Source organism: Bradyrhizobium sp. HKCCYLRH3099 (genome assembly GCF_051167855.1).
Lineage (GTDB): Bacteria > Pseudomonadota > Alphaproteobacteria > Rhizobiales > Xanthobacteraceae > Bradyrhizobium.
Window position 1 is genome coordinate 136040 of the sequence record NZ_JBNPTW010000010.1, and the last position, 17727, is coordinate 153766.

Here is a 17727-nt window from a genome sequence, read left to right on the forward strand (position 1 = left end):
GCCCTAATCCCGTGTCCCCCGCGCCACGGCTGCCCCGAATGACAAAGCGCCACAGCTGATCGCCCCCGATCCGGCGTGGACATCGCCCCCGTAACCGGCTGAAATGCCCTGGGGGGCGCCGGGTGGTTTTGGTTCATGTCGTTGCAGTTCAGGCTTGCGTCGCGAAACCTGTTCCATGACAGGCTGCGCTTCGTCGCGACCGTCATCGGCATCATCTTCTCGATCGTGCTGGTGACCGTGCAGATGGGCCTCTATGTCGGCTTCCGCCGCATGGTGACGACCATGATCGACCATTCCCCGGCGCAGCTGTGGATCATGCCGGTCGGCACCAAATGCTTCGAGGACCCCTCGCTGCTCGACGAGCGGCAGCGGTTCCGGGCGCTGGCGGTTCCCGGCGTCGCCGAGGCCACACCGCTGGTCATCGGCTATGCGCAATGGCGGCTGCCGCAGGGCACCACGACGCCGGTCTTCGTGGTCGGCTCGGAGCTGCGCGGGCTCGGCCTGCATCCGTGGAATGTGGTCGAGGGCCGGCTCGACGACCTCTCGGTGCCCGGCGCGGTCGCGGTCGACCAGACCTATTTCGAGCGGCTCGGCATCTCCGGCGTGGAGCAGACCGCCGAGCTGCGCGACCGCAAGGTGCAGGTGATGGCGGTGAGCAAGGGCATCCGCTCGTTCACGACCACGCCTTACGTGTTCACCGATGTCGAGCGCGCGCGCAGCTACACGGGGACGACGCCGAGCAAGGCGTCCTATCTGCTGGTGCGGCTGGCGCCCGATGCCGATCTCTGGAAGACCCAGCAGGCACTGCGCGACAGTCTCGGCAATGTCGAGGTGCTGACCGCCGCCGAGTTTCGCAACCGCAGCCGTTCGTTCTGGCTGTTCGGCACCGGCGCGGGCGCGGCACTGTTCGCCGGCGCACTGCTCGGGGTCATCGTCGGCACGGTCATCGTGGCGCAGACGCTCTATTCGAGCACCAAGGACCACATCAACGAATTTGCCACGCTGCGGGCGATCGGCTCGTCCAGCCGCTACATCTACACGGTCATCATCTGGCAGGCGCTGCTCAGCGCCATCGTCGGCTTTGCCGGCGCGGCCGGCATCGGCAAGATCGTCGCGGCCGCGACCGCGGAATCAGCCCTGCCCGTGATCATGACGCCGATGCTGACCGTGGCGCTGTTCCTGCTGACGGTCACGATGTGCGTGGGCTCGGCGGTCGCTGCCATCGTCAAGGTGATGCGCATCGATCCGGCGATGGTGTTCTCGCGATGACCGACGTCGTGCTCGCGGCGACCGATCTCGTCCATCACCTCGGCCAGGGCGCCGGCCGGGTGCAGGCGCTGAAGGGCGTGAGCCTGGCGTTGAAGGGCGGCGAGCTGGTGCTGCTGATGGGCCCGTCCGGCAGCGGCAAGACCACGCTGCTGTCGATCCTGGGCTGCCTGATGACGCCGGACGCCGGCACGGTGCATGTCGGCGGCCAGGCCGTCGCCGGGCTCGATGCGGAGGCGCTGGCAAAGCTCCGGCGCGAGCGCATCGGCTTCATCTTCCAGTCCTATCATCTGTTTCCGACGCTGAACGCCGAGGACAACGTTCGGCTCGCGCTGGACGTGCGCGGTGAGCGCGCGCGGGCGGCGAAACTTGCTTCGCGCGAGGTACTGGCCACCGTCGGCCTCGGCCACAAGCGCAAATCGCTGCCGCGCGAACTCTCGGGCGGCGAGCAGCAGCGCGTCGCGATCGCCCGCGCCATCGTCGGCAAGACGCAGGTGATCCTCGCCGACGAGCCCACCGGCGCGCTCGACACCGCTAACGGGCAGGCGATCATGACGCTGCTCGCCGACATCGCCAAGGATCCGTCGCGCGCCGTGCTGGTGGTGACACACGATCCGCGCATTCTCCCGTTCGCCAGCCGCGTAATTCATATCGAGGATGGCCGCATCATCAGTGAGGAGGCCGTGGCAGACTCGATGAAGAAGGTCTCGAACGCATGAACAAGCCCGGCCGAACCCACCAGGCTATCGCGCTGCTGCTGGCGGCGTCGTCCGCGCTCGCGGTCGCGCCGCGCGGGATCATCCTGGAGGCGCGCGCCGCCAACGCCCAGGAGGAGCGCTGGCTCGCGGTCGCGCCCGGTCGCGTCGAGCCGGCCTCCGGCCTGATCAAGCTCGGCGCGCCCGTGGTCGGCGCGATCCAGGAGGTGCTGGTGAAGCCCGGCGACGCCGTGTTCGCCGGCCAGGCATTGGTGCGACTCACCGACGCCGAGGCGCGCGCGCAGCTCGCCAGCGCCGAAGCGCAGGCCGCGATGCGCAAGCGCGTCCGCAACAAGGAATCCACGCCGTCGGGCGCAGGGCCTCGGCGACGCGCCGAGGATGGCGTCGCGGATGCGCAGGCGGCGGTGTTCGACGCGCGCGTCGCGCTCGACAAGGCCGTGGCCGAGCGGCGTGCGGGCCGCGGCGCGGACAGCGACGTCGATGCAGCGCGCACGCAAGTGACGACTGCTCAGGCCAAGCTGGATCAGCAGACCGACGACCTGCGCAAGGTCACGGCCGACGCGCCGCTGCCGATCAGCGCCGAGGGCCAGCTCAACGTCGCGCGCAGCGAGCTGCAGGCGGCACGCGCCGGCTTGGAGAAGCTCACCCTCCGCGCACCGCTCGACGGCACCGTGCTGCAGGTCAACGCGCGCGCCGGCGAGATTGCCTCGCCGCAATCGACACCGCCGCTGGTGCTGCTCGGCGACATGTCGTCGCTGCGGGTGCGAGCCGAGCTCGACCAGCGCGATCTCGACAAGATCAAGCCGGGCCAGCAGGCCGTGGTCCGCTCCGACGCCTTCCGCGGCCGCGACGTCGCCGGCAAGGTCGCAGCGGTCGCGCCGCTGGTCGAGAGCAGCCGCGCCGCCGCGCTCAGCCAGCGCAACATGACGGACGTCGATGTAGTCGAGGTGCTGGTGGATCTGGCCGAGCCGGGGCCGTTCGCGGTGGGGATGAAGGTGGATGTGTATTTCAAGCCGTGAGGGCTGGTGTGCTTCCACGACCGACGCACTTCACGCGCATCGTGCTGCGACCGGTTAAATTGAGCCCATCTGCCCCCGCTGGCGCGCTGCACCTCGCCCCGCCAGGGCGAAGCGAAGCTTCGCTAGGGCGGGGAGAGGTCGGATTGCATCGAAAGATGCAATCCGGGTGAGGGGGTACAGGTCCATCCACGAACACGCCCGGCGCGTGTGCCCCTTCCTAACACCTCCCGTGTGGCGGCCCCTCACCCCGACCCTCTCCCCGTGAAGGACGGGGAGAGGGAGCGCACCGCCGCCGTGGCGGCGACAGAATCGGTTGAACTAATCCCCGCTCGGCGGCGCGAGCGGCTGGACGATCTCCTGGAACGGAGGGAGGGCTTCGCATCTCGCGGCGTGGGCCGCCAGCACCGGATAACGCTTTGCGTCGAACAGCTGCGGGTGGGCCTCCGAGGTGAAGCGCAGCGCGCAGGTGACGGCGATGTCGGCGTGGCCGATCTCCTCGCCATACCAGTAGTCCGTCGTACCATCGGCGCGCTCCGCCTCCAACATCGCCAGCACGCCGGCAATCTGCGTTTCGCAACGCTCCACCCACAGCGCAAGCCGATCCTTGCGCAGCACACGCTCGTAGATCAGGCTGACGGCCTTGTCGGCGAGCCCGGTGGCGAGCGCGACCGTGTGCAATTGCTGGCGGCGCAGGGCGCCGCTCGGCGCCAGCATGGCGCGCTTGGGCCCGACGGTCTCGTCGAGATGATCGAGGATCGCCGCGGAATCGATCAGCGCCTCGCCATTGTCGAGCACCAGCACCGGGACGCGCAGCAACGGATTATACGGCGCGATCTTGTCGGCGTCGCCGAAGGTCGACCACGGCTTGTGCTCGAACGGCACGTCGTAGAGCCTGAGCGCAATCGCCGTCCGGCGAACGAAGGGCGAGTCGTATTGGCCGATCAGGAACATGCGGCATCCTCCTGCTCCCGGTATTGAAGCGTCATTCGGCCCGATTGTCAGCTGCCAACTTCAGCCCAGCAGCGGCACATGGCCTGCGACATCCCGCGGCAGCGTGCCGTCGAGGCGGGGATCCGGTGCGATCTCGATCTGGCGGCGATAGGGCCGGAAGCCGGCGCGCTGATAGAAGGTCAGCGCGCGCGGGTGATCGAAGCTGCAGGTGTGAACCCAGAGCCGCGTGAGCGGCTGCGCCCAGGCGCGGCGCAACGCATGATTCATCAGCAGCCGTCCGGCGCCGGTGCCGATCAGCTTCGATGTGACGCCGAACAGCGCCAGCTCGCATTCGTTGGTCTTGCGGAAGTCGAGCTCCAGCAGGCCTTCGTCGCCGCCGTCATGCGCGAGCGTATAGATCTCGACTCCGGCTGCGCGAATGACCGCCGCCAGTTCGGCATCGCTCATCCGCAGCCGCAGCGACCAGAGCCACTCCCGCCCGACGCGCGCATAGAGATCGCGGTACCAGTCGAGATCCGGCTGCGCGACGCGCCGGATGCTCCAGTCGCCGACGGGATCGGGCGGGATCACCGGCGGGGCCTGCATGTCGAGCGAGGTCACCACGGCGGCGATCCTGCCGGCCGGGATGTCGAAGATGCCGTCGAGACCTGCAGCCACGCCCCTACTCGCCCTCGTCGCTGGCCAGCACGCCCTTCACCGCGCGGGCCCAGCCGGCGAGCTTGCGCTGGCGGGTGGCCGCGCTCATCGCCGGCCTGAAGCGGTGCTCCAGCCGCCAATTGTCGGCGAATTTTTCCGGCTCGGGATAGACGCCGGCGTTGAGGCCGGCGAGATAGGCCGCGCCCAGTGCCGTCGTCTCCTGGATCATCGGGCGATCGACCGGCGCGTCAAGCAGATCGGCGAGGCGCTGCATGGTCCAGTCGGACGCCGTCATGCCGCCGTCGACGCGCAGCACGATGGTCGCAGCGGACGCATCCGGCCAGTCGGCGCGCATCGCCGCCCAGAGATCGTAGGTCTGGTAGCAGACGCTTTCCAGGGTCGCATGCGCGAGCTCGGCCGGACCGGTGTTGCGGGTGAGGCCGAACAGCGCGCCGCGGACGCGCGGATTCCAATAGGGAGCGCCCAAGCCGACGAAAGCCGGAACGAGATAGACCGACTGCATCGAGTCCGACCTGTCGGCGAGCGGGCCGGTCTCGGCGGCGTGCTTGATGATCCCGAGACCATCGCGCAGCCACTGCACAGCCGAGCCCGCGACGAAGATCGAGCCTTCGAGCGCGTAGGTCCTGACGCCGTTGAGCTGATAGGCGATCGTCGTCAGCAGCTTGTTGTTCGACTTCACCGGCGTCGCGCCGGTGTTGAGCAGCGCGAAGCAGCCGGTGCCGTAGGTCGACTTCATCATGCCCGGTGTGAAGCAGGCCTGGCCGATGGTCGCGGCCTGCTGGTCGCCGGCGATGCCGGCCACCTTGATCGGGCCGCCGAACAGGTCCGGCGTGGTGGTGCCGAAATCGGCGGAGGAATCCTTCACCTCGGGCAGCATCGAGCGCGGCACGCGCAAGAGCTTCAGCAGCGTGTCGTCCCACTGCCCGGTGTGGATGTTGAACAGCAGCGTGCGCGAGGCATTGGTGGCGTCGGTTGCATGCACCCGGCCCCCGGTGAGCCGCCACAGCAGGTAGCAGTCGACGGTGCCGAACATCAGCTCGCCACGCTCGGCGCGCTCGCGCGCGCCCGGAACGTGGTCGAGGATCCAGGCGACCTTGGTGCCGGAGAAATAGGGATCGATGATCAGGCCCGTCTTTGCGCTGACGTCGGGCTCATGGCCTTCGGCCTTGAGGCGCGCGCAGATGTCGGCGGTGCGGCGGTCCTGCCAGACGATGGCGCGGTGGACGGCCTGGCCGGTGGCGCGGTCCCACACCACGGTGGTCTCGCGCTGGTTGGTGATGCCGATCGCGGCGATGTCCTTCGCCGCCAGTCCCGCCTTCTCCAGCGCGTCGCGGCAGGTCATCACGGTCGAGGTCCAGATGTCCTCCGGCTCGTGCTCGACCCAGCCTGAGGCCGGGAAATGCTGCGGAAACTCCTGCTGCGCCACCGCGGCGATGGAAATATCGGAGCGGAAGACGATCGCGCGCGAGGACGTGGTGCCCTGATCGATGGCCAGCACGAAGGACATGGGTGTTTCTTCCCGGCAGAATGGTTGACGAATTGGGCCGACAAGCAAGCGGATCAGGCGCGCGAGGTCAAGGTGTCCACGTCCCGCTTCTCACGGAATGACGCCCGAAACGCGACCCGCGAGAGCTACAGCCAGCCCCGCCTGCGGAATTGCCAATACAGCACGCTGCAGACCACGGCGATGAAGCCGAGCACGGCGTAATAGCCGTATTGCCATTTCAGCTCGGGCATGTGCTCGAAATTCATGCCGTAGATGCCGGCGACAGCCGTCGGCACCGCGAGGATCGCGGCCCAGGCCGCGAGCCGGCGGGCGATGTCGGTCTGCTGCGCCTGGCCGGCCATCATGCTGGCCTCGAACACGAAGGCGAGGATCTCGCGCAGCGAATCCGCGTCCTCCTCGGCGCGCTTGGCATGGTCGAGCACGTCGCGGAACAAGGGCGCCATCTCGGCGTCGATGGCGACATTGTCGACGTGCTCCAGCCGCTTGCAGACGTCGACCACGGGGCCGACGGCGCGGCGCAGCCGCAGCAGGTCGCGGCGCAGCCGATAGAGCCGGTCGACCTCGTGGCGCGCCAGCGGCCGCTGCAGCACGACCTCCTCCAGCGTCTCGACCTCGGCCATGATGCTCTCGGTCACCGGGCGGTAGTTGTCGACGATGAAATCAAGGATCGCATAGAGGATGTAGTCCTCGCCCTTGGCGAGAGATCCAGGACAGCTCTCGCAGCGCTCGCGGACCGCGCCATAGGAGGTCGAGGCGCCGTGGCGCACCGAGACGACGAAGCCGGGGCCGACGAAGATGTGGGTCTCGCCGAAGACGATGTGATCCTTCACGAGTTGCGCGGTGCGGGCGACGATGAACAGCGCGTCGCCATAGCGCTCGACCTTCGGCTGCTGGTGCGCCTTCGAGGCATCCTCGATCGCGAGCTCATGCAGCCCGAACTGATCGGCCACCCGCTGCAGCAGCGCAGCGTCCGGCTCGTGCAGCCCGATCCACACCACATGGCCCGGCCGCCTGCTCCAGGCGCCGGCATCCTCGATCGGGATGTCGGCGACGCGGCGGCCATCGGCATAGACGCCGGCCGCGACCACGCCGGGCTCGCGCGGCCCTTGGCCCGATGGCTGAATCGCGACGTGGCGCATCCCCGGTTCTCCGCTCTCGAGACCTACTTTCGACGCGAGGACTCGCTGGGTCAAGCGGCGCATCAGGTGACGCCGGTCGGGCCGTCGAGCAGCTGCCTGACGCGGCGGACGAGGTCGGTGCGGCGATACGGCTTGTTGATGATCTCGAACTCGCCGATATTGGCGTCGGCTCTCTCCACCGCGGCGTCGGAATAGCCGGTCGTGAGCAACACCTTCAGCTTCGGCTGCCGCTTGCGCGCCTCGCGCGCCAGCACCGTGCCATTCATGCCGCCGGGCATCACGAGGTCGGTGAACAGCAGGTCGAAGCGGACCTCCGAATCCAACAGCTCCAGCGCGGCTTGCGCATTGGCGGCGAGCTCGGTGCGATAGCCGAAATCCTCCAGGATCGAGCGCGCCAGCTCGGCCACGTCGGCGCGATCCTCGACGATCAGGATGCGCTCGCTGCCGGCGCGGTCCATCGCCATCTGCGGACGGATCGAGGGCGCGGCGATCTCCTGCTCGGTCGCCGGAAATAAGAGCTGCACCGTCGTGCCATAGCCGACCTCGCTGTAGATATAGGTGCTGCCGCCGGACTGCCGGGTGAAGCCATAGACCATGGCAAGGCCGAGCCCCGTGCCCTTGCCCTCCTCCTTGGTCGTGAAGAACGGCTCGGCGACGCGGGCGAGGATGTGCGGCGGAATGCCGACGCCGTCGTCGGACACTTTCAGCGCGACGTAGCGGCCGCCCTTGGGCACGCCGAACTGCACGACGTCTTCTTCCGAAATCTCCTTGTTCTCGGTGCGGATCGTCAGCGTGCCGCCATCGGGCATCGCATCGCGCGCGTTGACGAACAGGTTGAGCAGCGCGACCTCGGCCTGGGTCTGGTCGATGCGGCTGTTCCACAGGCCCGGCTGCGCCTTGACGACGATGCGCACGCTCTCGCCGAGCGTATGCCGCGCCATCTGCACCAGGCTCTCGATCATGTTGTTGAGGTTGATCGGCCGGCTGTCGAGCCGCTGCTTGCGCGCGAACGACAACAGCTGCTGCGTCAGGGTCGCGGCGCGATTGGCGGCGGTGCGGATGTTCTCGACCGCGCGGCGATGCCGCGGACCGAGTTCGCCGACCGCGCCCTGCAGGGTCTCGGTGTAGCCGATGATGACCTGCAGGATATTGTTGAAGTCGTGCGCGATGCCGCCGGTGAGCTGGCCGATCGCCTCCATCTTCTGCGACTGCACCAGCGCGCTCTCGGCATCGCGCCGGCGCGAGACGTCGAGTTGCGAGCCGAAGAAATACACTAGTTCGCCGTCGCGGTTGTAGACCGGGCTGATGAACAGCGCGTTCCAGAACGCCGCGCCGTTCTTGCGATAGTTGAGAATCTCGACCGCGATGTCGCGGCGGGCCGCGATCGCGCTGCGGATCGCGGCGATCGTTTCCTGGTCGGTATCCGGCCCCTGCAGGAAGCGGCAATTGGTGCCGACGATCTCGCCGGACTCGTAACCCGTCATCTCCAGGAAGGCGCGGTTGGCGAACAGGATCGGATTGTCGGGCTGGCGCGGATCGGTGACGATCATCGGCATCCGCGTCGTTTCCACGGCCGCGAAGAAGATGTCGTGGCGCTCCGACGACAGATCGGATGCGTCGCCGCTGTCGACGACCGCGCGGACGCGCTGCGGCTTCTCTTCTGACATTGTCTTCCCAGCTCCGACTGCCTTGTGTCTCTGCGCCCGACGACGCACAGGCGGCCGCGATGCACCCTTGATATGCCGCTGAGTGGGAACGGGTTCCCGCTTCACTTGCCTATGCTGAGTCCGCCGATGGGGCGCTCACGCGAAAGCGACAACCCGCCGCGGGAACCATTTAGGGGCGCCTTGGAGCACCGTTCGCGTTGGCTCGCGATGCGCTCGACGGTTCCGCTCCCGCGCGCTACATCACCGCTCCGATCATCGGAGATGGGCAGGAGAAACGCGCATGGCAGAACACAAGGTGGCGCTCGTGACGGCGGGCGGCAGCGGCATGGGCGCAGCGGCCGCGCGCCGTCTTGCCGCCGACGGCTTTCACATTGCGATCCTGTCGTCCTCGGGCAAGGGCGAGGCGCTTGCCGCTGAACTCGGCGGCCTCGGCATCACCGGCTCCAACAAGTCCAACGACGATCTCAAGCGCCTCGTGGATGGCGCGATGAACCGATGGGGCCGCATCGACGTGCTCGTCAACAGCGCCGGCCACGGCCCGCGCGCGCCGATCCTGGAGCTGACCGACGAGCAGTGGCACACGGGGATGGATACCTACCTGCTCAACGTCATCCGCCCCGCGCGCTTCGTCACGCCGATCATGCAGGCGCAGAAGAATGGTGCGATCATCAACATCTCGACCGCCTGGACGTTCGAGCCCTCGGCGATGTTTCCGACCTCGGCGGTGTTCCGCGCAGGGCTCGCGTCGTTCACCAAGATCTTCACCGACAGCTATGCGGCCGACAACGTCAGAATGAACAACGTCCTGCCCGGCTGGATCGACAGCCTGCCGGCCACGGAAGAGCGCCGCAAGACCGTGCCGATGGGCCGCTACGGCAAGTCCGAGGAGATCGCCGCGACCATTGCCTTCTTGGCCTCAGAGGGCGCGGCCTACATCACCGGCCAGAACATCCGGGTGGACGGCGGGTTGACGCGCAGCGTGCGAGGGCGCGGCGCCCCCACGGACACAGCTCCGATCACAGCGTTGGACCCTCTCCATCTACACGCCTCTCGGCGTGTTGATGATTGGTGTGCAGGACCCGCTTGGGGTACCAGAACCTCATGGTGAGGAGCGCCGCGCCGACCTGGGCGATTCGAGGCAAGATCGTCGCCCGCGGCGCGTCTCGAACCATGAGGCCGCAGTAGGGCCTCGCCCTTCGAGACGCCCGCCTCAAGGCGGGCTCCTCAGGGTGAGGGTTATCATGGTCGCGCGTGGCGAGAGTTGATATCTAAGAAGCTTCGCCTTGGCCCCGCCACATCACTCCTGCTTCCCGCACAAGCATCGCTCGTCAAAACATCTCGAAATATTCGCGCTGCTCCCAGTCGGACACTTCGGCGTTGAAGCGCTCGATCTCCGCGTTCTTGATGAAGGTGTAGTAGTCGATGAAGGTGGCGCCGAAGACGTTGCGAAAGAAGGCGTCGTCCTTCAGCGCGTCGACGGCCTCGCGCAGCGATTTCGGCAGCAGGCTCGCTTTGGTCTCGTAGGGCACGTCGGCTGACGGGCCGGGATCGAGCTTGCGGTCGACGCCGTCGAGGCCGGCTGTGATCTGCGAGGCCATGTAGAGATAGGGATTGGCGGCGGGCTCGCCGATACGGTTCTCCAACCGCGTGGCGGGATCACCGGCACCACCGAGCACGCGGATCATGACGCCGCGATTGTCGCGGCCCCAGATCGCGCGGTCGGGCGCCAGCGAATAGGACCGGTAGCGTCGGTAGCCGTTGATCGTCGGCGTCGAGAACACCGCCGCAGCACGTGCATGCGCGAGCAGGCCGGCCATGTAGTGGCGGCCGAGCGCGGATAGCCCCTCGGTCTCCTCCGTCATGAACGCGTTGCTGCCGTCGCGCGCCACCAGCGACTGGTGCAGGTGCCAGCCCGACGACATCACGTTGGGAATGCGCGGCCGACACATGAAGGTGGCGTGATAGCCATGGCGCTGCGCGATCTGCTTCACGGCACTGCGGAACAGCACCATGGTGTCGGCAGGTTCGAGACCGATGCCGGGCTGCAGCACGAACTCGCACTGGCTCGGGCCATACTCCAACTCGATCGAACGCAAGGGCAGGCCGAGCGCGGTGAGATTGGACCTGATGATCTCGAGCGCGGGCTCCATCTGATCGAAGCGCTGCTCGGTGAGATATTGGTAGCCCTGCGTCAGCAGGCTGACCGACGGCGGCACGCCAGGTTGTCCGGGCGAGCCGGCATCTCCGGGCGCGAGACGCGGATCCTCGACCTTGAAGATGTGGCATTCGACCTCGAGGCCGGCCTTGAACTGAAGCCCGCGCGCATCGAGCGCCGTCAGCGCGGAGCGCAGCAGGTTGCGGGTGGCGAACGGCACCGGCGCGCCGTTGGCGAAGTACAGGTCGCACAGTACCCAGCCGGTGCCCGGCGCCCAGGGCAGCACGCGGAACGTGGTGGGATCGGCGACCATCAGCGCATCGCTGCCGCCCTGCATCTCGGTCATGCCGAAGCCGCCGCCGGCGGTGAACACCGGAAACACTGTGCGATGCGAGGTGTCCTTGGCGAGCAGAGTCGTGGTGATCGCGCAGCCGGACTCGAGCGAGGACAGCGCGGCATCGACGGCCAGCGTCTTGCCACGGAGGATGCCGTGCTGGTCGGGAAAGGAGAGACGGATCGTGGTGAGCCCCTGCTCCTCGGCGATCCGGCGCATGCGCGTTGCGGCCTCGGCCTGCTCGGCGGTCCACAACTGATGCTTGGCGACGAAACTCAACGATGGCTCCTGGGTGGAGTGGCAACTTGCATGATCAATTTTCTGCCCGCAAGCGGGCACTGTCCTTACCTCTCCCCGCTTGCGGGGTCGCGACGAGCTTCGCTCGCGCTGAGAGGTCGGCTTGCATCGTTAGATGCAATCCGGGTGAGGGGGCTCTTCGCACGGTCGGTGGGTGTGGCTGCCCCTCACCCCAACCCTCTCCCCGTGAAGAACGGGGAGAGGGAGCGCACCACTTGCGGGGCGAGAGCACGGGCACATCAACGAAAATGATGTCACGACCGGGCTGGTTACTCCGCCGCGCTCAGATGCGGGGCGAGGCGGATGATATCCGCCGGCACTGGCGCGGCCCAGGGGGCGTTGCGGCGGCGGCGGACGTCGACTTCCATCCAGTAGGTTTCCCAGCCGCGGGTCGGGCCGATGCCGTCCATCGTCGCAGGCCCCTGCACGCTGCGCGCCTCGGCCGCGTCGAGAAACAGCATCGGCCTCTCGCCGCCGGCGGCCGCTTCGATCTGCTCGCGCAGCAGCCGGCGATACTGGATGATCGCCTTGTCCGATTGTCCCAAATGCTCGCGGGTGCGGTCCTGGATGCGGCCCATCGACTCCACCGCCCATTGGTCGTGCACGTTGATGTCGTTGCCCATGCCGGTATAGGTCTCGGTCGCCTGCTCCCGCGGATCGAAGCCGTAATCGTTGCTCTTGTTCTTGCGCGAGCGATAGTCCGGCAATTCATAAAGCTCGAGGCGTTGCGCCCGCATCTTGGCCTTGTCGACCGGCGCGCCATAGCTGGTGAAGATCGCGTACCAGTAGCAGGTCTCGTCATCGACCGGCACGTGCCACTGCGTGATCGTCATCTCCGTGCTCATCGGAATCACGAAGGCATGCGGGAACAGCTGGTTGGTGACGCGGACGTGGGTCCGCTCGGCGTCGATCTCGCGCAGTGCGATGATGCGCAGGCCATACTCGGTGCGCTCGACATTGATGATCGGGCGGTCATATTCGCGCAGCACCTTGGTCATCGGCAGCTCGCTGTCGGCGGAGGCGCCGCGGAACTGCTTGCCATAGGCGGTCGAGGTGTCCTCGTCCTCGAAGAAGCGGTGCAGGAACGAGGCGTGCGCGGGATCGATGCCGACCTCCAACGCCTGCAGCCAGTTGCACTCGATCAGGCCCTTGAAGGCGAAAGTGTAAGTATCCGGCGCGGTGAAACAGTCGAGATCCGGAAACGCCGGCGCCTCGCCCTCCCCGAGCCAGGCCCAGAGGATGCCGCCCTTCTCGACGACGGGATAAGAACGCTGCTTGACGTTCTTGCACAGCGGCGAGCCGGCCGGCTCAGCCGGGGTCTCCAGGCAGTTGCCCTCGACATCGAACAGCCAGCCATGGAAGGCGCAGCGCAGGCCGCCATTCTCGCGCCGGCCGAAGGCGAGATCGGCGCCGCGGTGCGGGCAATCGCGGTCAAGGAGTCCGTAGCGGCCTTGCTCATCCTTGAAGAGCACGAAGTCCTGCCCGAGCAGCTTCACCGCGCGCACCGGCCGCTCGCCCGCGAGTTCGTCCACCAGCGCCGCCGGCTGCCAGTACATCCTCATCAGTTTACCGGCAGGCCTGCCCGGTCCGATGCGCGTGATGAGGTCGTTCTGCTCCTGGCTCATCATGATGGCCGTTCCTCCTGTTGCGTCTCAAGTCGGGCGTTGACGTCACGCGATCATCCAATAATGTTCGCTAGACGAACACATGTTCGCCAAGATTAGATTCGCTTTAAGTGGGGAGAAGCGCAAGTGAAAAAGCTACAACCGAAGCCGAGAGGCAAACGGGCAGCAGCTTCACCGCGTGCCAAAACAACAACAACAGCGGATCGTGTCAGGCCGATGCCTAAACTGAAGCGGACTGATGAGGAGAAGAAACAGGCGCGTGGAGACGGGCCTGAGTTCGTCGAAGCGCTCGATCGGGGACTGCGGGTGATCCAAGCCTTCAGTCGCGAGGGCCGGCCGATGACATTGAGCAAGGCCGCCGAACTGACGGGGCTCGCGAGAGCGACGGTGCGGCGCATCCTGCTCACGCTCAAGGCCTCCGGTTTCGTCCATGGTGACGACCGGCTGTTCTCACTGACGCCGCGGGTGCTGCTGTTAGCATCCAGCTACCTCGCGTCGAACCAGATCAACACCGTGGTACAGCCATCGATGGATGTCGCGGCCACGGCGGCGCATGAGGTCTGCTCTCTGGCGGTCCTCGATGGCGAGCAGGTGGTGTTCATCGCTCGCGCGACGCCGACACGGATGTTCTCCGCCGGAATCGAAATCGGCCATCGGCTACCTGCCTATTGCACCTCGGTCGGACGCGCGCTGCTCAGCCGGATGCAGGACGACCAGTTGCGGCAGGCCATCGAGCGGATGACGCTCGCGCCGATGACGCCGCAGACCATCACCGACCAGGAGGCGCTGATCGAATCGATCGTCGCCGTCCGCAGCGACGGCTATTCGCTGGTCGACGGCGAAGCCGAGCACGGCTTCCGCTCGATCTCCGTCCCGATCCGCCGCTACGACGGCGCCATCGTCGCCGCGGCGAATATCGGCGGACACGTCGACCGGATCACGGTCGACGAGATGAAAGAACGCTTTCTGCCGCTGCTGAAGCAGCTGGCCGCGACGGTCCAGCCGCTGCTGGTCTGATCCTTCGTCCATTGTCCTCAAGCCGCCAGCAAGATCAGGGCGCCGTCTGCATGGGCGGCGCCCTGGCGCCGTGCGCGCGACCGGCGTTTCGTGACTTCGCACGCGGGCTCACGTGCGGCCTGCGCATGATCCGAGACGCTCGCGCATGCGCTCCCGCGCCGTCGGACAACCAATCCTCCGCATCATCGCCGCCTGCGTCATCGCAGCGAGAACCGGCTTGGCGCGCCGATTGCAGTCGCTGGCGCGGCGACGTGAGGTTACGCGGCTTTCGAACTAATCGTTGTAGTCGCAGCCCTGCATGTTCGAGCGTCTGCTGCCAATTACGTGATATTATCGTGGCCATCGGCGCGCCTGCCATGATTGCCAATGCCTCCAGGTATCATCACGCTACTGACAGCGGTGATCCGGTGCGGAACGGAAGTAATAAGATCGGGCACAAAAAGGCGCACCTTGGCCAAGGCCATCCATTTGCCGCGAACGGTCCTGCAAGGGCTTGTCGCTCCGCCGCCGGCGCGCGGTCAGTGGGCGAGAGGGACGAGGGCATGGACGCAGGAGCTCGTGCATTTGCGACTGGCTCACCCCTCCTCCGACGGCGCCGCGCACGGTTCTCCGGCACCACGTTCCGCCGCCGGCCGCGCGGGACTGCGAGGGTTACGCTCAGCCCCCGGCCCCACTCGGGCTTCCGGCAGATCCAATGATCCCAAGCGGCGCGCTTGCAGCCGATACGATCGTTCGGCCGACCTCGCCGAGATCGTCGCTCCGGCGACGCCGCTCGAAGCGGAGGACTTCGTTGGACATCGGCGGCGTGTCGCGCAAAGATGGCACATCGGGCGAATGACACCCGAGCAGGACGATGAATGCCGCTCCAGGGGGAAAAGCCATGGCTGAAACGCTGCCGCTCGTGCTGGTGCCGGGGCTGATCTCGTCGCCCAGGATCTACGCGCCGATCATCCCGGCGCTGTGGCGCGCCGGGCCGGTCATGGTTGCCAACCACATCCGCGATGACAGCATGGCCGCGATCGCGCGCCGCATCCTCGCCGAGGCGCCGCCGCGCTTCGCGCTCGCGGGCCATTCGATGGGGGGCTATATCGCCTTCGAGATCATGCGCCAGGCGCCGGAGCGCGTCGGCCGGCTGGCATTGATCAACACCCAGGCCCGGCCCGATACGCCCGAGGCCAGCGCCCGCCGCCGCACCATGATCACGCGCGCAAAAGAGGGCGAGTATCACGCTGTCGTCAACGAACTGTTCGCGGGCTTCGTGCATCCGTCGCGCCAGGACGATCCGCGGCTGCGCCAGATGGTCCACGACATGGCCGACGAGGTCGGCATCGAGGGTTTCGTCCGGCAGCTCACTGCGATCATGGCCCGCCCGGATTCGCGGCCGACGCTGACTGCGATCCGCTGCCCGACCCTGGTGCTGACCGGCGACACCGACAACACCATTCCGAACAGCCTGTCGAAGGAGATGGCCGACGGCATCGACGGCAGCTGGCTGGTCGTGCTGGAGAATTGCGGCCACCTGCCGCAGCCCGAGCAGCCGGAGGAGACGGCGCAGGCGTTGATGGAGTGGCTGAGGGGGTGAGATGGCGATCACAGCCTATTGCTGGCGTTGCGCCATCGAAGTGCCCATGCTCGACGAAGAGGAATGGGCCGAAATCGAGCCCCTCCTCCGGAAACGGATCGACGACATCAAAGACTATCGTCGATCAAATGAATGTACGCTCGGGCAAGCCGCAGCTGCGGTCGACAGCAAAGCGGGCGCGCTGCAGCGCTACCGCGAATTGACCGGCTTTGGGGAAACGAACGCCCTTGCGATCTGGCACCATCGCCGAAGCGATTTCGGCCCGCCATGCAAATCGTGTGGCAAGCCGCTGCGAACCCCGCGCGCAAAATTCTGCGCCGCCTGCGGGACGCCCGTTTGGTAGCACCGTCGATTGCCACCTTCGTCATTCCGGGGCATTCGCGGCACGCGAATGAGCCCGGAATCCATACTCACAGGCGATCGTTATGGAGCGAGAACGGCGTGTGGAGGCACCGCCCATCTCACGGACGGTCGTGGTTATGGATTCCGGGCTCGCGCTTCGCGCGCCCCGGAATGACGATGGAGGGAGAAAACACGGCGAGCTGCGCTCATCGAGACGGATGACCGCCCAACAGCCTAGTCAATATCAGTTCCACGGCTCCGGCCCCCCAGAGGCCGTCAGAGGGCAAGGCGCAGTCAGGATCGATCGGCCGTTCGAACTCTCTCTTCCTTGGATCCGTATCCGAATAGCGCACGAGATAAGCGCGCGAGGTCAATGGTTCCTGCCGAACGAAATCAGGGAATGGCCAAATCGAACGCTGCCATTGGGGGTGGGCGCCCAGAACCGGCCAAGAGCCGTCGTGCAGACCGAGATCTCCGAAGCGCCCGCATAAGACGGCATGCCCGGGATGGAGATCCCTGAAGGATGCATCGTTGGTCGAACCCAGCCACGGCCCAAAGAAGTAGCCAAGCAGAATTTTTCGAGCCCGCAGCGGCGTACGAGCAACGATGCCGCGTGCGAATCCACCGTCTCTGAGAGGGACCAAGAACACAGTGCCTTCACTGTAAGCCTGCTTCATCCTTGCCCTTACTCTACAAAGAGATCACCCTACGTCACTCAATTGATGGAGCTGCGGTGGGTCTCCCCACCCGCAAACCATCCACGAATACATCCAGCAGCCGCAGCACGCTTTGCTGCCAGCCGGTCTGGTCGTGCATGTAGCACATGCCGATTAGCGCGCGGAGGACGTCGTCGGCGGTGATGTCGGCGCGGATCTCGCCGGCATCGACGGCGCGGGTGAGCAGCGCGCCGATCGAGCGGGTGAGATGGGCGTGCGAGAAGGCGGCCAGCTCGGAGTTCGCGGTCATGACGATCGCGAGCGCGGCCATCATGCCCTTCTTGGTGGCGACGAACTGCACCGTCGAGCGCAGCCAGCGGCGGAGCGCCTCGACCGGCGACGGCTCGCTCTTCAGCTCCTCGGCCAGTTCCGCAAGCTGCTCGACCTCGCGGCGATACACCGCCTCGAACAGATCCTCGCGGGTGGGGAAATGACGATACAGCGTGCCGATGCCGACGCCGGCCTGGCGCGCCACCGCTTCGAGGCTCGCCTCGGCGCCGCCGACGCTGAACACCGCCTTGGCGGCCTCCAGCACGCGCTCCCGATTACGCTGCGCATCCGCGCGCGGCTTGCGGTGGCGCTCTTGTGGTTTCGTCTCCATCTCACCAGCTCTTGATGACGGACCGTTCATGTGCCCTTGCTAAACGGAGGAGTCCTCCGTATAACTAGACCTGCCACCCGGGACAGCCAACTTTTCCTCAGCTCGTCGTCCCGCGGTCGCTGGATCTGGACGGACA

15 protein-coding genes and 1 pseudogene are annotated in these 17727 nt (G+C 66.7%); 7 read left to right on the top strand and 9 right to left on the bottom strand.

Annotated features, from left to right (window positions below; all coding sequences use genetic code 11):
- The first annotated feature begins 135 nt into the window (after positions 1 to 135).
- From ACQR1Y_RS20185 to ACQR1Y_RS20195, 3 genes are read left to right on the top strand one after another with little or no spacing between them, the layout of a single operon-like run.
- On the top strand, positions 136 to 1269 hold the full coding sequence (locus tag ACQR1Y_RS20185) for an ABC transporter permease (protein WP_434877885.1): 1134 nt from the start codon (positions 136 to 138) through the stop codon (positions 1267 to 1269).
- Positions 1266 to 1985, top strand: a complete 720-nt coding sequence (locus ACQR1Y_RS20190) for an ABC transporter ATP-binding protein (RefSeq protein ID WP_434877884.1) — start codon at positions 1266 to 1268, stop codon at positions 1983 to 1985. The genes ACQR1Y_RS20185 and ACQR1Y_RS20190 overlap by 4 nt, the downstream gene beginning before the upstream one ends.
- On the top strand, positions 1982 to 3001 hold the full coding sequence (locus tag ACQR1Y_RS20195; RefSeq protein WP_434877883.1) for an HlyD family secretion protein: 1020 nt from the start codon (positions 1982 to 1984) through the stop codon (positions 2999 to 3001). Before ACQR1Y_RS20190 ends, ACQR1Y_RS20195 begins: the two co-directional genes overlap by 4 nt.
- Positions 3002 to 3319: 318 nt before the next feature.
- Here the strand turns inward: ACQR1Y_RS20195 and ACQR1Y_RS20200 are convergent, their stop codons facing one another.
- From ACQR1Y_RS20200 to ACQR1Y_RS20220, 5 genes are all read right to left on the bottom strand, one after another.
- Positions 3320 to 3952: a glutathione S-transferase family protein gene (locus tag ACQR1Y_RS20200; RefSeq protein WP_434877882.1), complete on the bottom strand. Its 633-nt coding sequence runs from the start codon at positions 3950 to 3952 to the stop codon at positions 3320 to 3322.
- 60 nt (positions 3953 to 4012) lie between these two features.
- Entirely contained in the window at positions 4013 to 4609 is a 597-nt protein-coding gene (locus ACQR1Y_RS20205; protein ID WP_434877881.1) for a GNAT family N-acetyltransferase, read from the bottom strand.
- Between the two features lie 4 nt (positions 4610 to 4613).
- On the bottom strand, positions 4614 to 6116 hold the full coding sequence (glpK, locus tag ACQR1Y_RS20210) for a glycerol kinase GlpK (RefSeq protein ID WP_434877880.1): 1503 nt from the start codon (positions 6114 to 6116) through the stop codon (positions 4614 to 4616).
- Positions 6117 to 6241: 125 nt separating this feature from the next.
- The gene (locus tag ACQR1Y_RS20215; RefSeq protein ID WP_434877879.1) at positions 6242 to 7255 is read right to left on the bottom strand and encodes a magnesium and cobalt transport protein CorA; all 1014 of its coding nucleotides are present in this window, start codon (positions 7253 to 7255) and stop codon (positions 6242 to 6244) included.
- Positions 7256 to 7317: 62 nt separating this feature from the next.
- Positions 7318 to 8922 carry a hybrid sensor histidine kinase/response regulator gene (locus tag ACQR1Y_RS20220; RefSeq protein WP_434877878.1) on the bottom strand — a complete coding sequence of 535 codons (1605 nt, stop codon included), beginning with the start codon at positions 8920 to 8922 and terminating at the stop codon, positions 7318 to 7320.
- 280 nt (positions 8923 to 9202) lie between these two features.
- On the opposite strand from ACQR1Y_RS20220, the pseudogene ACQR1Y_RS20225 reads away from it, so the two are divergent.
- Positions 9203 to 9904, top strand: a pseudogene (locus ACQR1Y_RS20225) (SDR family oxidoreductase); the annotation flags it as partial.
- 346 nt (positions 9905 to 10250) lie between these two features.
- Here ACQR1Y_RS20225 and ACQR1Y_RS20230 read toward each other — a convergent pair.
- Positions 10251 to 11690: a glutamine synthetase family protein gene (locus tag ACQR1Y_RS20230; protein WP_434877877.1), complete on the bottom strand. Its 1440-nt coding sequence runs from the start codon at positions 11688 to 11690 to the stop codon at positions 10251 to 10253.
- Between the two features lie 287 nt (positions 11691 to 11977).
- Positions 11978 to 13336: a Rieske 2Fe-2S domain-containing protein gene (locus ACQR1Y_RS20235; RefSeq protein WP_434877876.1), complete on the bottom strand. Its 1359-nt coding sequence runs from the start codon at positions 13334 to 13336 to the stop codon at positions 11978 to 11980.
- A gap of 213 nt (positions 13337 to 13549) precedes the next feature.
- Here ACQR1Y_RS20235 and ACQR1Y_RS20240 point away from each other — a divergent pair, with 213 nt between their 5' ends.
- The 3 genes from ACQR1Y_RS20240 to ACQR1Y_RS20250 all read left to right on the top strand — a co-directional run bounded on the left by ACQR1Y_RS20240 (position 13550) and on the right by ACQR1Y_RS20250 (position 16275).
- Positions 13550 to 14350 (top strand): IclR family transcriptional regulator domain-containing protein, encoded by an 801-nt coding sequence (locus tag ACQR1Y_RS20240; RefSeq protein ID WP_434877875.1) that lies wholly within the window; start codon positions 13550 to 13552, stop codon positions 14348 to 14350.
- Positions 14351 to 15230: 880 nt separating this feature from the next.
- Entirely contained in the window at positions 15231 to 15932 is a 702-nt protein-coding gene (locus tag ACQR1Y_RS20245) for an alpha/beta fold hydrolase (RefSeq protein ID WP_434877874.1), read from the top strand.
- A 1-nt stretch (position 15933) separates the two neighbouring features.
- Entirely contained in the window at positions 15934 to 16275 is a 342-nt protein-coding gene (locus ACQR1Y_RS20250; protein WP_434877873.1) for a hypothetical protein, read from the top strand.
- Between the two features lie 205 nt (positions 16276 to 16480).
- On the opposite strand, the gene ACQR1Y_RS20255 is transcribed toward ACQR1Y_RS20250, so the two are convergent.
- The gene (locus tag ACQR1Y_RS20255; RefSeq protein ID WP_434877872.1) at positions 16481 to 16951 is read right to left on the bottom strand and encodes an Imm26 family immunity protein; all 471 of its coding nucleotides are present in this window, start codon (positions 16949 to 16951) and stop codon (positions 16481 to 16483) included.
- Between the two features lie 34 nt (positions 16952 to 16985).
- Positions 16986 to 17591 carry a TetR/AcrR family transcriptional regulator gene (locus ACQR1Y_RS20260; RefSeq protein ID WP_434877871.1) on the bottom strand — a complete coding sequence of 202 codons (606 nt, stop codon included), beginning with the start codon at positions 17589 to 17591 and terminating at the stop codon, positions 16986 to 16988.
- Positions 17592 to 17727 lie beyond the last annotated feature (136 nt).

What these genes read in the sequence shown, in the direction of transcription:
- ACQR1Y_RS20185 (WP_434877885.1), top strand. Translation starts at nt 136, where the DNA reads ATGTCGTTGCAGTTCAGGCTTGCGTCGCGAAACCTGTTCCATGACAGG.
- ACQR1Y_RS20190 (WP_434877884.1), top strand. Translation starts at nt 1,266, where the DNA reads ATGACCGACGTCGTGCTCGCGGCGACCGATCTCGTCCATCACCTCGGC.
- ACQR1Y_RS20195 (WP_434877883.1), top strand. Translation starts at nt 1,982, where the DNA reads ATGAACAAGCCCGGCCGAACCCACCAGGCTATCGCGCTGCTGCTGGCG.
- ACQR1Y_RS20200 (WP_434877882.1), bottom strand. Translation starts at nt 3,952, where the DNA reads ATGTTCCTGATCGGCCAATACGACTCGCCCTTCGTTCGCCGGACGGCG.
- glpK (WP_434877880.1), bottom strand. Translation starts at nt 6,116, where the DNA reads ATGTCCTTCGTGCTGGCCATCGATCAGGGCACCACGTCCTCGCGCGCG.
- ACQR1Y_RS20215 (WP_434877879.1), bottom strand. Translation starts at nt 7,255, where the DNA reads ATGCGCCACGTCGCGATTCAGCCATCGGGCCAAGGGCCGCGCGAGCCC.
- ACQR1Y_RS20220 (WP_434877878.1), bottom strand. Translation starts at nt 8,922, where the DNA reads ATGTCAGAAGAGAAGCCGCAGCGCGTCCGCGCGGTCGTCGACAGCGGC.
- ACQR1Y_RS20235 (WP_434877876.1), bottom strand. Translation starts at nt 13,336, where the DNA reads ATGATGAGCCAGGAGCAGAACGACCTCATCACGCGCATCGGACCGGGC.
- ACQR1Y_RS20240 (WP_434877875.1), top strand. Translation starts at nt 13,550, where the DNA reads ATGCCTAAACTGAAGCGGACTGATGAGGAGAAGAAACAGGCGCGTGGA.
- ACQR1Y_RS20245 (WP_434877874.1), top strand. Translation starts at nt 15,231, where the DNA reads ATGGCTGAAACGCTGCCGCTCGTGCTGGTGCCGGGGCTGATCTCGTCG.
- ACQR1Y_RS20250 (WP_434877873.1), top strand. Translation starts at nt 15,934, where the DNA reads ATGGCGATCACAGCCTATTGCTGGCGTTGCGCCATCGAAGTGCCCATG.
- ACQR1Y_RS20255 (WP_434877872.1), bottom strand. Translation starts at nt 16,951, where the DNA reads ATGAAGCAGGCTTACAGTGAAGGCACTGTGTTCTTGGTCCCTCTCAGA.
- ACQR1Y_RS20260 (WP_434877871.1), bottom strand. Translation starts at nt 17,591, where the DNA reads ATGGAGACGAAACCACAAGAGCGCCACCGCAAGCCGCGCGCGGATGCG.